Raw genomic sequence first — 15,002 nt, 5'->3', positions numbered from 1 at the left:
GTTTCTCGCTCAGGCGGCCGTCGGCTGAGCGGATGCCGGGCGCAGGGTTCGGGGTGCGAAGCGCCGAGCGGCTTCACGGTATCGCGCCAGCTCGGTCTCCGCGCGCTCGGCGCTCCAGTCGCCGTGCGCGACGAGCACGTCCGCCGCGCGGGGCGCGCAGCCGAGGCCGACGTCGCTGTTCAGCGCGATCGCGGTGCGGCGGATGAGGACGTCCTCGAGCGTGTGGGCGCCTTCCTCGCGGACGGCGTACACGACCTCCGCCGCGATCGCGCCGCTGTCGTCGTCGATGACCTCCACCAGCGACGGATCGGACGCCGCGAGCATCTCGATCGGGCGGCTCAGGGTTCCGTACAGGTCGGCGAGACGGCGGGCGCTGCGCTCGGGGAGGGCGCTGCGGGCGACGGTGTCGGCGATGAAACGTCCGTGATCGCCGGCCGGCGCGCCGGGGAACCGGGCGGTGCGGGTCGCGGAGCGCCGGTGACCGAGCCCGAGCGCGGTCTCGATCCGGCGCAGCGCCTGCTCGCCCAGGGCGCGGTGGGTCGTGTACTTCCCTCCGATGACGGTGAGGAGCCCCGCGGCCTCGCCCGTGTGCACGACGATCTCGCTGTCCCGGCTGACCGAGGCGGGGTCGCTGAGATCGGCGACGTAGGGGAGGGGACGCACCCCGGAGAACGACCAGAGCACGGCGTCGCGGCGCAGCCCGGCTGCCGGGATGAGGCCGTTGACGGCCCGGAGCAGATAGTCGACCTCGTCGTCGTCGACGACGATCTCGTCGATCGAGCCGTCGTAGGGCAGGTCGGTGGTGCCGATCATGTACTTGCCGTCCCACCACGGCAGCACGAACATGGGCCGGCCGTCGTCGGGCGACTCGAAGAAGATGCACGTGTCGGGCGCGCCGGGGAACGCGTCGACGACGAGGTGGCTCCCCTTCGTCGGCCCGATTCGGCGGGGGTGGTCGCCCTGCAGGTCGAGCACCGCGTCGACCCAGGGGCCGGCGCAGTTGACGACGACCGGTGCGTGCAGCGTCCGCTCACGTCCGTCCTCGCGGTCGAGGTACCGGACGCCGGCGATGCGTCCCTTCTCGCGGATCAGGCCGGTGACGGGGGTGTGGGTGAGCACCGTCGCGCCGTGGTTGGCCGCGTCGATGGCGAGCTCGATGCCGAAGCGCTCGGTGACCGGTACGTGCGCGTCCTGGAAGAGGCCGCCCCACTTCACGCCGCCCGCGGCCACCGAGGGCCATTCGCGGGCCAGCCGCCGCGAGAAGACGATGCGGTTGCGCGGCAGCTTCTTGCCCAGCGACAGGATGTCGTGCAGCAGCAGGCCGCACGACAGCAGCCATCCGGGCCGCGAGGCGCCCCGCGAGAACGGGATGAGCATGGGGTAGGGGCGCACGAGATGCGGTGCCGTGCGCAGCAGGATGTTGCGCTCGCGGATCGACTCGAGCACGAGCGGGATCTCCACGCGCTCGAGGTACTTCAGGCCGCCGTGGATGAGGCGGGTCGAGATCGCCGACGTGCGCGCGGCGATGTCGTCCCGGTCGATGACGACGACGTGGAGGCCGCGGCCGGCGGCCTCACGGGCGATGGCGAGGCCGTTGATCCCGGCGCCGATGACGACGACGTCGGCCGAGGTCGGCTCGGCATGGGTACGAAGCGAGGGCATGCTGCATCCTTCTGGTCTCGGGGCGCCCGAGGGCGCCCCGAGAGGGTTCAGTGGGAGAGGGTCTGGAAGAGGTCGAAGGCGTCGTCCGCGCTGAGGCCGTCGTGGACGACCCCGCGGACGGCCGCGAGCATGGCGGCCGGGTGCTCCGACTGGAAGACGTTGCGTCCCATGTCGACACCCGCCGCGCCCTCCGCCATGGCGCGCGATGCGACGCGCAGCGCCTCGCGCTCCTCGACCTTCTTGCCGCCGGCGATGACGATCGGGACGGGGCACGCGCTCGTGATCGTCTCGAAGCCCTCCTCGACGTAGTAGGTCTTCACGAAAGCGGCGCCGAGCTCGGCGCTGATCCGCGTGGCGAGCCGGAAGTAGCGGGCGTCGCGCACCATGTCGCGGCCGACCGCGGTGACGGCCAGGACCGGGATGCCGGTGGCCTGGCCCGCGTCGACGAGGGTCGTCATGTTGCGGACGGACTTCGTCTCGTTGTCGCCGCCGATGAAGACCTGCACCGCGAGGGCGGCGGCATCCAGTCGCACGGCGTCGTCGATCGAGACGGCGACCTCCTCATCGGAGAGCTCCTTGAGCACGCTCGGTCCGCCGGAGGCGCGGAGGACGATGCCCTTCGCGGAGTGCGGCGGGATCGTCGTGCGCAGGGCGCCGCGCGTGCACATCAGGGCGTCGGCCTGGGGGACCAGCGGGAGGATCGAGCGATCGAGCCGCTCGAGACCCGAGGTCGGCCCCTGGAAGTAGCCGTGATCGAACGCGAGCATCACGGTCTTGCCGTCGCGGGGGTCGAACACGCGCGACATCCGCGCGCGCATCCCCCAGTCCTGGCCTGCTTGGCCCTTGATGGGGTAGCCGGTGCCGGCCGCCGCGGGGCCGGAGTAGTCGGTTCCCTCACGCAGGTCGTCGAGGTCAGCCATGGATGTTCTCCTTGTTCTTCGGGGTGGGGTCGGTGTCGGCGCGTCGGGCCGAGGGGGCGGGGGCGGGGCGCTGCAGGCTCGCGCGGAGTCGGCGCAAGGAGCTGGGGCCGGTTCCGGTGGCCGCCGATGCGATCACGACGACGAGGACGACGAGCACGCCCTTGAGGACGTTCTGGGCGCCGACCGACCACCCCACGAGGTTGAGCAGTCCCGACAGCAGCACGAAGAAGAGGGCGCCGGTCCAGGCGCCGGCCGGTACGGGGCGGCCGCCCGAGATGAGGGTGCCGCCGATCACGACGACGGCGATCGAGTCGAGCATGTACGAGCTGCCGAGCACGGTGCTGGGAGAGATGAAGGCGGCGAGCAGGCCGCCGACGAGTCCCGCGAGTCCCGCCGACACGAGGTAGGCGGTGACGGTCACGCCCGCCACCGGAAGGCCCGCCCGCTCGGCCGCGCGAACGCTCTGGCCGACCGCGATGACGGCCACGCCGACACGGGTCCGCGTGAGGGCGAGCCACACGATCACGGTCATGGCCGCGACGACGAGCGCGATGACGGGGATGCCGAACGCCTTGGCCGTGACGAAGGCTCGCAGGCCCGCGTCGGCGCCGCCGCGCGCGGCATCCGCCAGCAGGAGTGTCGCGGAGGTGACGATGAGGCTCGTCGCCAGGGTCGCGATGATCGGCGGCACCCGCAGGAGGAGGATCGCGGCGACGCTGACCGCGCCGGCGGCGAGCCCGGAGCCGACGCCGGCCGCGAGCCCGATCACCGGCCCCGCCGTCGCGCCCACGCCGACCGAGACGTACGAGGCCATCGAGATGACGGTGCCGACCGAGACGTCGATGTTGCCCGGGCCGAGGGTGATGACGAGCATCTGCCCGAGGGCGACCAGCACGAGGAACGGTGCGAGCGAGAGCGCCTGGGCCATCGGGTCGAGGGGTGATCCGGGCCGCACGGCGATGATGACGGCCCACACGGCGAGCACGCCGAGGAGCGACCAGCCCCAGGCCGGCCAGGCGGGGCCGCGGCGGACGGCGGGGAGCGGGATGGAGGCGGAGGTCATCGCGCGATCCTCTCGGTGATCATGCGGCCCGCGAGCACGGCGATGACGATGACGCCTTGTGCGGCCGATTGCAGGGCGGACGGGAGGTTGATGAGGCTGAGCAGGACGGTGATGAGGCCGAGGGTGATCGCGCCGAGCGTCGTCCCGATCGGCAGCGCCCGGCCACCCGAGAACGTGCCGCCGCCGAGGATCACCGCGGCGATCGTCATGAGGGTGTACTCGCCGGCTGCGTTGATGTCGCCCGACCAGGTCTGCGAGGCGAGCAGCAGGCCCGAGACGACGAGCAGCGCGGCTGCGGCGACGTACGCGGTCGCGCGGGTCGCCACGAGCGACGTGCCCGTCTTCTCGAGGGTCGCGGCCTGCGAGCCCAGCGCCCGCATGCGTGCGCCGGCGAGCGAGCGCCGGGTGATCCACCAGCCCAGCGCCGTCGCCGCGGCGATGAAGATGAGCGGTGCCGGGAACCAGGTCGGTCGCCAGGTCGACAGCGCCGAGAGCCAGTCGGGGGTCTGGCCGCCGGGGGTCGGCCGGATCTGCAGGCCGATGCCCAGCCACACGAACGACATGCCGAGGGTCAGGATGATCGAGGGCACCCCGCGGCGCTGCACCACCCACGCGAGCAGGGCGTAGACGGCGAGGATGCCGGCGATCATGGCGACCGCGAGGGCCGGGGTCTCCCGCAGCAGCGTCGCGGCGATCACCGTGATGAGCCCGACGAGGTAGCCGACGCTCAGGTCGATGTCACCGACGGCCATCATGATCATCTGCGCCTGTGCGGCGAGCACGAGCGGAACGGATGACATGAGCATCAGGGTGAGGCCGGGCACGCTGAGGATGCCGGGCTGCAGGGCCGCGGTCAGCGCGAAGATGGCGATGAGCGCGACGAGCGCGAGGAGCGCGGGCGATCCGTTGACGGCGGAGGCGCGCAGGCGCTGCGGCGCGGTGGGCGGGGCGAGCACGTCGGTGGTCATCGGTCCTCCTGGACTGTGTCGGCGTCGACTCCGAAGGAGTCGGCGATGATGCGCTCGTCGGTGATGTCGTCGCCGGACAGCTCGCTGACGACGCGTCCCGCGCGGAAGACGTAGACGCGGTCGCAGTGGGCCATCTCGCCGTTCTCGGTGGAGTACCAGACGATGGAGCGGCCGCGCGCCGCCTCGACGCGCATGAGGGCGTACAGCTCGTTCTTCGTCGTGACGTCGACGCCGCGGAAGGGGTCGTCCAGCAGCACGAGAGGCGCGTCGGTCGCGAACGCCCGCGCGACGATGACCTTCTGCTGGTTCCCGCCCGACAGCGACGTGATCGGGGCCCGAGCACCGCCCTTGACGTTCAGGCGTTGCACCCATTCCTCGGCGAGCCGTCGCCGTCGCGACGGCGGAACGATGCCGGCAGACGCGAGATGACGCGTCGCGGAGACGGTGAGGTTGTCGGCGACGTTCCAGAGCGAGAAGATGCCGCTGGTCTGCCGGTCGCCGGGCACGTAGGCGCGCCCGCGGACGACGCGGACGCCGCGCGCGTTGCTCCAGAGTCGGTGCAGCAGCTCGTCCTGACCGTGGCCGGCGAGCCCGGCGAGGCCCACGATCTCGCCGGGTGAGACCGAGAACGGCACGTCGCCGCCGTCGATGCGGGCGACGGTGCCCCGCGCGTCGATCTCCGGCGGAGCGCTCGCGGCGCTCACCCGGCGCACCGTCGCCGTGTCGGCGTGCACCTCGCCGCCCATCGCCGCGAGCAGCGCGTCCTCGTCGGTCTCGCGCGCCGAGACCACCTCGACCACGCGGCCGTCCTTCATCACCGCGATGCGATCGGCGTGGGCCAGCACCTCCTGCATCCGGTGGGAGATGAGGACCATTCCGACGCCCTCGTCGGCGAGGCGACGGAGGGCCGCGTAGAGCTGGCGGGTCGCGTTGATGCTGAGCGACTCGGTGGGCTCGTCGAGGATCAGCAGCGACAGCGACGGCGTGCACAGGGCGCGCACGATCTCGACCATCTGCCGCTGCGCCATCGTGAGGTCGCCCGCCCGCCGCAGCGCCGAGACGCCGTGCCCGGGGAAGATCTCGTCGAGCTTGCGCGACACGCGGCGCTCGGCGCGGCGATTCCACCTCGCGCCACGGGTGCCGGCGTCGGAGAGCGCGATGTTCTCGGCGACGGTGAGGTCGGGGCAGAGGGCGAGCTCCTGGTAGATCATCCGGACACCGGGCTGCTCGGCGCCCGGCTTCGTCGGCTCACCGCCGGCCTGCCAGCGGATGCTGCCCGAGTCGGGCTGCTCGCGTCCGGCGAGCACCCGCATGAGGGTGCTCTTGCCGGCGCCGTTGTGGCCGACCAGGCCGAGGATCTCGCCGGCGGCGACCGAGATGTCGATCCCGGCCAGAGCCGTCGTGTTTCCGTACCGTTTGGCGACGGCCTCGGCCGTGACGAGCGCCACGTCCGAGGGAGTGGTCGCGGGGGTGTGCGACAGGGTTGTCATCGGGTCTCCTGGTTCGAGCTGGTCGGCCACGGTGTCAGCGGGCGTCAGGGCAGCGCGGGCGTGGCGACGTCTTCGCCGGCCAGCAGAGCCGCGATCGCGGCGTCGGTGGTCTCCTCGTCCCAGGCGTTCGCGGCGTACTCGTCGGTGCCGAGGGTCTCGACCCAGTAGTCGAGGTTCTCCTGCGTGACCTGCACGAGCGGGAGGACGACCTCGTCGGGCACCTCGTCGCCGCGCAGCTTCGCGATCGCGGCGTAGAGGGCGGCGACGATCTGGCCGGGATCGGTCAGCGCGGCGAACGAGCCGTTGTCGATGCCGCTGTCCTTCCAGAACGACAGCGACTTGCCGTCGGTGTCGAACACGACGACCGGGATGTCGCGCCCGGCCGACTGGAACGCCTGCACGACGCCCATGCCGCCGATGCATCCGGGGACGGCGGCGATCGGGGGCATCGACCCGAGGATCGCGACGATCTCCTTCTGCGCCGTCGCGGCGTCGCAGAAGCCGTTCACCTCGGCCGCGACCTTCCACGTCGGGGTAGTCGGCGAGGATCTCCTGCTGGCGGGCGTAGAACGCCTCGTCGGGCTGCGAGCCGATGACGCCGCGGTTGAGGATGATGTCGCCGGTGCCCCCGATCGCGTCGAGCGCGGGCTGGAGCGAGTCGGCGCCCCACTGCCCGTAGTCGTTGCGCACGACGACGCCGCAGCTGGTGTCCATGTCGGCGTCGACGATCACGACCGTGATGCCGGCGGCGCACGCCTCCTCGACGACGGGCACGAGAGCGGTCGACGAGGCGGGGATCACCATGAGCACGTCGGGGTTCTGCAGCATGAGGCTGCGGATCTGGGACGCCTGCTCGGTCGCGCTGTTCTCGCCCGGGGCGTTGACGACGCTGTAGTCGGAGACGACGCCGCTCTCCTTGAGCTTCGCGGCCTCCGTCTCGAACTTGTCGATGAGGGTCAGGCGCCAGCCGTTGACGAACCCGTTCGAGAGGGCCACCTTCAGGCCCTGGGGTTCACCGCCGGCGGCGTCGGTCGGGCTGCCGGCGCAGCCGGCGAGGACGAGAGCGGAGATCGCTGTCGCGGCCGCTGCGGCGAGCAGACGGCGGGTGGTCGGGAACGTCATCGTTGTGCCTCCTGGTGTCGCATCGTTGCGAGGTGCCGATGTCACGAGGGCGTGCGGGCTGCCAAACTCGTAACAACCAACCTGTCATGACAAGTTGGTGATGACTAAGATAGGGAGCGGGCCGCCGGGTGTCAACACGGCGCCGGATACGCTCGCCGTGACGGCCCGATCGAGGAGGCTTCCATGACCGCAGCGACGACGCTCGACCGCTCGTCCGATCTCCCGCTGTGGCAGCAGCTGTCGCTCGCCCTGCGCGGAGAGATCGAGTCGGGACGGTTGCGGCCCGACCAGGCGCTGCCGTCCGAGTCGGAGCTCATCGACCGCTTCGGGGTCTCGCGCACGGTCGTCCGGGAAGCCCTCGCCGACATGGTGCGCGCCGGGTTGATCTACAAGGTCCGCGCACGCGGATCGTTCGTCGCGCCGGCGCGGCCCGACCTGCGATTCGTCGGATCGATGGCGGGGTCGTCGGACGACCTCGCCGGAACGGGCCGGGTGGTGACGACCCGCGTGCTCGACTTCGCCGTCGGGACTGCCGAGGCGGCGGACGCCGAGGCTCTCCGCATCCCGGTCGGGGCGCCCGTGGTGCGGCTGCGTCGCTTGCGTCGTGTCGATGAGACGCCCTGGCTGCTCGTCGACACGGTGCTGCCGCACGACCGGTTCCCCACGCTCGCGCGCGCCAACCTCGAGAACCGCTCGCTCTACGAGCACCTGCGGCGCAACTTCGGGGTGCAGCCGAGCGGTGCCGATCGCTGGCTCAGCGCCGTCGTCCCCGAGCCGGCGGATGCCGAGCTCCTCGAGCTCGCCCCGGGGCAGCCGGTGCTGTCGATCGAGTCGATCGCGTGGGATGCCGAGGGGCAGCCGTTCGAGCGATACCTGGCGCTTCATCGCAGTGACGAATCGCGCTTCTACGTGGGAATCCGCTGACCTCGTTCTCCCGTGGTCAAGAGAACGATTATCAGTAACGTACAATCGACGGCATGACCCGTCGACTCCTCCCTGCCGCCGCGCTCGTGGCAGCGGCATCCCTCGCTCTCGCCGGCTGCGCCGGCACCTCGTCGCCGGCCGCGAGCGGTTCGGACGACGGCAAGATCAGCGTCGTCGCCTCGACGAACGTGTACGGTTCGCTGGCCGCCGAGGTCGGGGGCGACGCGGTCGAGGTGACCTCGATCGTGACCTCGCTCGCACAGGACCCGCACTCGTACGAAGCCTCGGCGCGCGATCAGCTGACGGTCTCGCAGGCCGATCTCGTCATCGAGAACGGCGGCGGCTACGACTCGTTCCTCGACGGACTGGTCGAGGCCAGCGGCAGCACGGCCCCCGTGCTCACGGCGGTCGAGTTCTCGCACGACTTCCCCGGGGCGAAGGGCCACGACGACCACGCCTCGGACGAAGCCGACGAGCACGCCTCGGATGACGGCGACGGCCACGGTCACGACCACGAGGGTCATGACCACATCGAGGGGTTCAACGAGCACGTCTGGTACGACCCGCACACGATCGCCCACCTCGTCGAAGACATCGCGCACGAGCTCGGCGAGCTGGACGCGGCCCAGGCTGAGACCTTCCAGGCGAACGCCCAGGCGCTCATCGAGCGGATCAACGGCCTCGAGACGTCGCTCGAGACGATCTCCGCAGCTCATCAGGGCGAGAAGATCTTCGTGACCGAGCCGGTGCCGCTCTATCTCGCCGCGGCGGCGGGTCTCGAGAACGCGACTCCGGCCGCGTTCAGCGAGGCCGTCGAGGAGGGTCAGGACGTTCCGCCCGCGACGCTTCTCGAGGCGCAGCAGATCCTGCGTTCGGGCGAGGTCCGGATCGTGATCGTCAACGCCCAGACGGGCGGCGCCGAGACGACGGAGATCACGAAGCTCGCCGGTGAGCTGAACATCCCCGTGCTGGAGTTCACCGAGCTGATGCCCGACGGCGTCGACTACGTCGGCTGGATGCAGCAGAACATCGACGCGATCTCGGGCGCGCTCGCGGGCTGAACCGCCCCCGAGATTCCGCTCAGTCCGCCGTCGGGGCCTCGCCCTGGCGGCGGACGAGTGCGTTCAGGAGGGCCTGCTGCTCGTCCGCGGACGTGCGGGCCGCCGAGACGTTCTCGTTCTCGACGGCAGCGACGATCTCGGCGCGCTGGATGCGGGTCGACCGCGGCGCTTCAATGCCGAGCCGGATGCTGTCGCCCTTGACCTCGAGCACCGTGAGCTCGATGTCGTCGCCGATGAGCACCTTCTCACCGACCCGTCTCGTCAACACCAGCACTCGATCACCCTACTTTCCGGACGCGGTCCGCGCGCCCCGCACCTGACGCGAGTCTCATGCGGTCGCGATGGCGTGCGCGTCGCCGATGCTGTCCCGGACCACGCCCACCGTGTCGATCGCGAGACCCCCGGCCGTCGCTTCCGTGTACGACAGCACCGGCAGCCCGTCGGTCTGCGACGAGATGAGGCGCCGCACGGCCGAGCGCAGCGACGGGGCGCACACGAGCACCGGCTCGGGGCCGGGGCCTGCCGCCTCCAGCGCCGCGCGCGTCGACGCGACGACCGCCTCCAGCCGGTGCGGGTCGAGCGCGATGTGCGGACCGTCCTCGCTCGGCCGCATCGCCTCGAGCATCGACTGCTCGAGCAGCGGGTCGATCATCACGATGCGCAGCCGCCCCTGCTCGGCGAAGCGCGTCGCCACCGCGGGCCCGAGCGCGAGACGCGCCGCCTCGATCAGGGCGTCGGGGTCGGTCGTGGTCTTGGCGCGCAGCGCGAGCGCCTCGTAGATGCGGGTCAGGTCGTTGATCGGGATGCGCTCGGCGAGCAGGCCCTGCAGCACGCGCTGCACCTCCGCCAGCGAGAGCAGCGCCGGCGTGAGCTCCTCGACCGCTGCGGGGCTCGACTGCCGCAGCGTCTCGGTGAGCTGGCGGACGTCCTCGCGGCTGAGGAGCCGTGCGGCGTGAGCCTGGATCACCGAGGAGAGGTGCGTGATGATGACGCTCGCCCGGTCGACGACCGTCGCTCCCGCGAGTTCCGCGCTGTGCCGCATCTCGAGCGGAACCCACTTGCCGTCGATGCCGAACACGGGGTCGGGCGACGCCCGCCCGGGCAGGGTCTCCAGTCCCGAGCCGAGGGCGAGGAGCGATGCCCGAGGTGCGACACCCCGGCCCGCCTCGATGCCGGCGACCCGGATGACGTAGGTCGAGGGCGGCAGCTCGATGCTGTCGCGCGTGCGCACGGGCGGGACGATGAGTCCGAGCTCGAGCGCGGTCTTGCGGCGCAGGGCGCGTACGCGTCCGAGCAGGTCGTCGGGGCCGCCGGTGACGAGGTCGACGATGTCGGGAGCGAGCAGGATCTCGAGCGCGTGCACCCGCATCCGCTCGGCCAGCTCCTCGGGGGTGTCGACGACGCCGCGAGGATCGACGGCAGGGGCGTCCTCGGCAGCCTGGGTCTGCTCGCGGCGCCCGACCCGCTGCGCGATGAGCAGCAGGGTCGCGCCGATGACGAGGAAGGGCAGCATCGGCATCCCGGGGATGAACGACATCACGATCGCCGCGCCGCCCGCGATCGACAGGGCGTTGCGCGACTGCGTCAGCTGCGCCGCGGCGGCCGAGCCCATGTCGGACTCCGCCCCCGACCGGGTGACGATCATGCCCGTCGCGACCGCCATCAGCAGCGCGGGGATCTGCGTGACGAGGCCGTCGCCGATCGTGAGGAGGGCGTAGGTGTTGAGGGCCTCGCCCGCCTCCATGCCCTTCGAGAGCATGCCGATCGCGACCCCGCCGACGAGGTTGATGATGATGATGACGAGTCCGGCGATCGCGTCGCCCTTGACGAACTTCGAGGCGCCGTCCATCGCGCCGTAGAAGTCGGCCTCGGCAGCGATCTCGGCGCGCCGGCGCCGCGCTTCGGCGTCGCTGATGAGACCGGCGTTGAGGTCGGCGTCGATCGCCATCTGCTTGCCGGGCATCGCGTCGAGGGTGAACCGGGCGCCCACCTCGGCGACGCGCTCGGCGCCCTTCGTCACGACGACGAACTGGATGACGATGAGGATCAGGAACACCACGATGCCGATGACGAGCGATCCGCCCACGGCGATCGCGGCGAACGCGTCGATGACCTGTCCCGCGTGCGCCTCGCCCAGCACGAGCTTCGTCGAGGCGACGTTCAGGCCGAGCCGGAACAGCGTCGCCACCAGCAGCAGTGAGGGGAAGACCGCGAAATCGAGCGGCCGCTTCACGAACATCGCCGTCAGCAGGATCAGCAGGGCGAACAGGATGTTGGTGATGATGAGGACGTCGAGGATCGGCGGCGGCACCGGCACGATCAGCAGCATGATGATGCCGACGACCCCGATCGGCACGAGCGACCTTCTCAGGATGTTCATCGGGGTGCCTTCCTCTCGGGAACGGTGTGGACGCCGCGTGCCGCGCCGCGGCGCTTGAGCCCGTCGACGAAGACGAGCACGCGGGCGACGGCGGTGTAGAGATCGCCGGGGATCTCCTGGCCGAGCTCGCACGCGCCGTGCAGGGCACGGGCGAGCGGGATGTCGCGGACGAGCGGGACGCCGGCATCGTGCGCCCGCTCGCGGATGCGTTCGGCGATGAGGCCCTGTCCCTTCGCGACGACCCGCGGCGCCGACTTGCCGGGCTCGTAGCGCAGCGCGACGGCGATGTGCGTGGGGTTCACGAGCACGACATCCGCATCTCCGACGGCGGCGATCATGCGGTTTCGGCTCATCGCCATCTGCCGGGCGCGGCGCTGGCTGCGGATGAGCGGGTCGCCCTCGGAGTTCTTGTGCTCGTCGCGCGCTTCCTTCTTCGTCACGCGGGTGTGCTTGCGATTGCGGCGCATGACGACGAGGACGTCGATCGCGGCCAGCAGGATGCCGACGGCGACGGCGGTGATGAGCAGCGCGGTCACGACGTTCGAGGCGATCTCGAGCAGCCGGGTGATCGGGTGGGCGCCGCTCATCGTGAGCACGGGCATGAGACCGGCGATGACGAACCACAGGGCGAGGCCGATGGCGGCGGTCTTGAGGAGCGCCTTCGCGCCTTCCCAGAGGGCCTGCAGGCCGAAGAGCCGCTTGACGCCGTTCAGCACGTTGAACTGCTCGAAGCGCGCCGGCACCCCGCGCAGATGGACGCCGCCCTGGGCGACCGACCCGACGATCGCGACGATCGCGACGGCGAGCAGCGCCGTGCCGACGACGGCCGGGATGCTGCCGAGCGCCGACGACAGGACGGCGACGGCGTGATCGGGGTCGGGGTGGCGGATGACGGCGGCGATCTCGACGAACTGCGCCGCCCCGGCATCCGCGCCCGCCCCGATCATGGCGGGGAGGACCAGCGCGACGGTGCCGATCGCGAGCCAGGCGGACAGGTCCTGGCTGCGCGACAGCTTGCCCTTGCGATGAGCCTCGCGCAGCTGCCGGCGGCTCGCCTGCTCGGTGCGTTCCCCGCTGTCGCTGCTCATGAGGCGCCGCCGTTCATCGGGTTCCGCCGATCAGCAGGCCGGTCGCCTGGTCGGTGAGCGCCCCGACGACGGCGGGCAGGGCGAGGATGACGCTGCCGGCGAGGAGGAACGTCAGGATGATCTTCAGCGGGAATCCGAGCGCGAACGCGTTGAGCGCCGGGGCGACGCGGCTGACGAGCCCGAGCGCGATGTCGGCGAGGAAGAGCACGAGCAGCAGGGGGCCGGCGATCTGCAACGCGGCCACGAGCAGCTGCGACGCCGTGTCGACCAGAAGCTCGACCGGGCGAGCGAGGTCGAGCATCCCGTCGACGGGGATGGCCGTGAAGCTCCGGGCCAGCCCCGCGAGGATGAGCTGGTAGCCGTTGCTCGCGAAGAGCAGGGCGAGGGCGATCATTTGGAACAGGCGCGTGAACTGGGCGCCGTTGACGTTCATCTGCGGATCGAAGCCCTGCGCGAGCTGGAATCCGCCGAAGACGTCGATCAGGCCGCCGGCCGACTGCACGACGGCGAAGCACGTCATCACGAGGAAGCCGAGCAGCGCCCCCGTGACGACCTGAGCGGTCAGGGCGAGGAAGAAGGCGCCGGTGTCGAGGCTCTGGTAGCCCGGCGCCACCGTGCCGCTGAGGGCGAGGGCGACGCCGATCGCGACCATCGCCTTGATGCGGGCCGGGAAAGCGCCGTACGAGAAGGGCGGGGCCGTGAAGACGAAGGCGGTCGTGCGGACCGCGGCGAGTCCCGTGGCCTCGATCCAGGCGAAGTCGAGCAGCAGCTGCATCTCAGCCGCCCGAGAGCAGGTGCGGGATGCGGTCGAACATGGTGTGCGTGAAGGCGATCGCCTCGGCGATCATCCAGTGCCCGCACACGACGAGTGCGATCGCGACGGCGACGGCCTTCGGCACGAACGAGAGCGTGACCTCCTGGATCTGCGTGATCGACTGCAGGAGCGAGATGGCGAAGCCGACCACGAGTGCCGTGATCAGCAGCGGGGCGGCCAGCTTCGCGGCGAGCACGACGCCCTCCATGCCGATGTCGAGGACGGCTTCAGGGTTCACGCGTGCCCCCGGTCATCCGCCCGCTCCGTAGCTCTCCATGAGGGTGCGGAGGATGAGCCCCCACCCGTCGACGAGCACGAACAGCAGGATCTTGAAGGGCAGCGAGATCATCACCGGCGGGAGCATCATCATGCCCATCGACATCAGCGCCGCCGCGACGACGAGGTCGATCACGAGGAACGGCACGAAGATGACGAAGCCGATGATGAACGCTGCGCGCAGCTCGGAGATCATGAACGCGGGGATGAGGGTGATCATGGGGACGCTCGCCGGATCCTGGGGATTCTCGGCCCCCGCGAACCGGGTCATGAGCGCGAGGTCCTCCTCGCGCGTGAACGACAGCATCCAGCTGCGCAGCGGGTCGGCGCCGACGCCGACCGCGTCGGTGAACGTCAGCGAGCCGTCGACGTAGGGCTGGACGGCGACCGTGTTGATCTCGGTCAGCACCGGCCACATCACGAAGAGGGTCAGGAACAGGGCGAGGCCCGCGAGCACCTGGTTGGGCGGGATGGTGGGCAGGGAGAGGGCGTTCCGGGTCATCGCGAGCACGACGAAGATCTTCGTGAACGACGACATCATCAGCAGCAGCGCCGGGGCGACCGACAGCAGCGTGATGCCGATGAGCGTCAGCACCGACGACGAGGGCGTGCCGTCGATGCCGTTGATGTCGACCGAGATGCCGCCGTTCGGCGGGGGCGTCGAGGCGGCGACGAGCACGAGCGCGCCGAGCGCGCCGCCGGAGATCACGCGCCCAGGGCCCGGCGCAGCACCTGTGCGGCATCGCGCGCGGTCATGGTCGCCGGGCGGGTGGTGCGGGCAGTGCGTTCGGCGCGGGCCTGCGCGCGGAGCAGGGGCACGGGCGGTGCGAGAGGCGCGTCGCCCGCGACATCCCGCAGAGCCGGGCGCGCCGTTTCGTCGCCGTGCGCGGCATCCGCCGGCGCGGGGTGCCCTGTCGCGGTGTGCCCTGTCACGGTATGCCCTGTCGTGGTGCCGGGCGTCGGGTCGATCCGGTCGAGCATCGACACCCCGCCCTCGGTGATGCCGAGCACGTAACGGGCCCCGTCGATCTCGACGACGGCGACCTGGGCCTTCGGCCCGATGCCGCGCTTGGCGACGACGGTGATGTCGGCGACGGCATCCGAGCGTGTCGGTCTGGTGCCTCGCGCACGGCTCGTGCGTGCCCCGCCAGTGCTGCCGCGCGAGAAGCGCCGTTGCAGCACCCACACGATCGCGAGCACGACGCCGAGGGAGACGACGACGCGCAGGGCGAGC

General features: G+C 71.2%; 15 protein-coding genes and 1 pseudogene. 2 read left to right on the top strand and 14 right to left on the bottom strand.

Annotated elements, in window-relative coordinates:
• Positions 1 to 9: 9 nt before the first annotated feature.
• The 7 genes and pseudogenes from CI089_RS06170 to CI089_RS16740 form a co-directional block, all read right to left on the bottom strand.
• Positions 10 to 1,662, bottom strand: a complete 1,653-nt coding sequence (locus CI089_RS06170) for a glycerol-3-phosphate dehydrogenase/oxidase (protein WP_094260699.1) — start codon at positions 1,660 to 1,662, stop codon at positions 10 to 12.
• Between the two features lie 47 nt (positions 1,663 to 1,709).
• Positions 1,710 to 2,582, bottom strand: a complete 873-nt coding sequence (gene lsrF, locus CI089_RS06165; RefSeq protein ID WP_023953648.1) for a 3-hydroxy-5-phosphonooxypentane-2,4-dione thiolase — start codon at positions 2,580 to 2,582, stop codon at positions 1,710 to 1,712.
• A complete protein-coding gene (locus tag CI089_RS06160) occupies positions 2,575 to 3,645 on the bottom strand; it encodes an ABC transporter permease (protein ID WP_094260698.1) in 1,071 nt (356 codons plus the stop codon). Before CI089_RS06160 ends, lsrF begins: the two co-directional genes overlap by 8 nt.
• Complete coding sequence (locus tag CI089_RS06155) at positions 3,642 to 4,613, bottom strand: ABC transporter permease (protein WP_094260697.1); 972 nt, start codon at positions 4,611 to 4,613, stop codon at positions 3,642 to 3,644. Before CI089_RS06155 ends, CI089_RS06160 begins: the two co-directional genes overlap by 4 nt.
• Entirely contained in the window at positions 4,610 to 6,103 is a 1,494-nt protein-coding gene (locus CI089_RS16580; protein ID WP_256977558.1) for a sugar ABC transporter ATP-binding protein, read from the bottom strand. Before CI089_RS16580 ends, CI089_RS06155 begins: the two co-directional genes overlap by 4 nt.
• 44 nt (positions 6,104 to 6,147) lie before the next feature.
• Positions 6,148 to 6,612: a hypothetical protein gene (locus CI089_RS16575; protein WP_373441589.1), complete on the bottom strand. Its 465-nt coding sequence runs from the start codon at positions 6,610 to 6,612 to the stop codon at positions 6,148 to 6,150.
• A gap of 85 nt (positions 6,613 to 6,697) precedes the next feature.
• Positions 6,698 to 7,225, bottom strand: a pseudogene (locus CI089_RS16740) (substrate-binding domain-containing protein); the annotation flags it as partial.
• 183 nt (positions 7,226 to 7,408) lie between these two features.
• On the opposite strand from CI089_RS16740, the gene CI089_RS06145 reads away from it, so the two are divergent.
• Entirely contained in the window at positions 7,409 to 8,149 is a 741-nt protein-coding gene (locus CI089_RS06145) for a GntR family transcriptional regulator (protein WP_094260695.1), read from the top strand.
• Positions 8,150 to 8,202: 53 nt separating this feature from the next.
• On the top strand, positions 8,203 to 9,210 hold the full coding sequence (locus CI089_RS06140; RefSeq protein WP_094260694.1) for a metal ABC transporter solute-binding protein, Zn/Mn family: 1,008 nt from the start codon (positions 8,203 to 8,205) through the stop codon (positions 9,208 to 9,210).
• A 19-nt stretch (positions 9,211 to 9,229) separates the two neighbouring features.
• Here the strand turns inward: CI089_RS06140 and csrA are convergent, their stop codons facing one another.
• The 7 genes from csrA to CI089_RS06105 are packed head-to-tail and all read right to left on the bottom strand — an operon-like array spanning position 9,230 to position 14,968.
• Entirely contained in the window at positions 9,230 to 9,484 is a 255-nt protein-coding gene (gene csrA / locus CI089_RS06135; protein ID WP_094260693.1) for a carbon storage regulator CsrA, read from the bottom strand.
• Positions 9,485 to 9,538: 54 nt separating this feature from the next.
• Positions 9,539 to 11,590 carry a flagellar biosynthesis protein FlhA gene (locus CI089_RS06130; protein WP_094260692.1) on the bottom strand — a complete coding sequence of 684 codons (2,052 nt, stop codon included), beginning with the start codon at positions 11,588 to 11,590 and terminating at the stop codon, positions 9,539 to 9,541.
• Positions 11,587 to 12,678, bottom strand: coding sequence for an EscU/YscU/HrcU family type III secretion system export apparatus switch protein (locus CI089_RS06125; RefSeq protein WP_094260691.1), 1,092 nt, complete (start codon positions 12,676 to 12,678; stop codon positions 11,587 to 11,589). Before CI089_RS06125 ends, CI089_RS06130 begins: the two co-directional genes overlap by 4 nt.
• A gap of 13 nt (positions 12,679 to 12,691) precedes the next feature.
• Entirely contained in the window at positions 12,692 to 13,453 is a 762-nt protein-coding gene (locus tag CI089_RS06120) for a flagellar biosynthetic protein FliR (protein ID WP_094260690.1), read from the bottom strand.
• Position 13,454: 1 nt separating this feature from the next.
• The gene (gene fliQ, locus CI089_RS06115) at positions 13,455 to 13,730 is read right to left on the bottom strand and encodes a flagellar biosynthesis protein FliQ (protein WP_023953659.1); all 276 of its coding nucleotides are present in this window, start codon (positions 13,728 to 13,730) and stop codon (positions 13,455 to 13,457) included.
• 12 nt (positions 13,731 to 13,742) lie between these two features.
• On the bottom strand, positions 13,743 to 14,477 hold the full coding sequence (gene fliP / locus CI089_RS06110) for a flagellar type III secretion system pore protein FliP (protein WP_094260689.1): 735 nt from the start codon (positions 14,475 to 14,477) through the stop codon (positions 13,743 to 13,745).
• Positions 14,474 to 14,968 (bottom strand): flagellar biosynthetic protein FliO, encoded by a 495-nt coding sequence (locus tag CI089_RS06105; protein WP_179223245.1) that lies wholly within the window; start codon positions 14,966 to 14,968, stop codon positions 14,474 to 14,476. The genes fliP and CI089_RS06105 overlap by 4 nt, the downstream gene beginning before the upstream one ends.
• Positions 14,969 to 15,002 lie beyond the last annotated feature (34 nt).

Origin of the sequence: Microbacterium sp. Yaish 1 (genome assembly GCF_002245215.1) — a bacterium.
Classification (GTDB): domain Bacteria; phylum Actinomycetota; class Actinomycetes; order Actinomycetales; family Microbacteriaceae; genus Microbacterium.
Note: the sequence above shows the minus strand (reverse complement) of the source record. Positions and strands in the feature narration are given on the sequence as shown.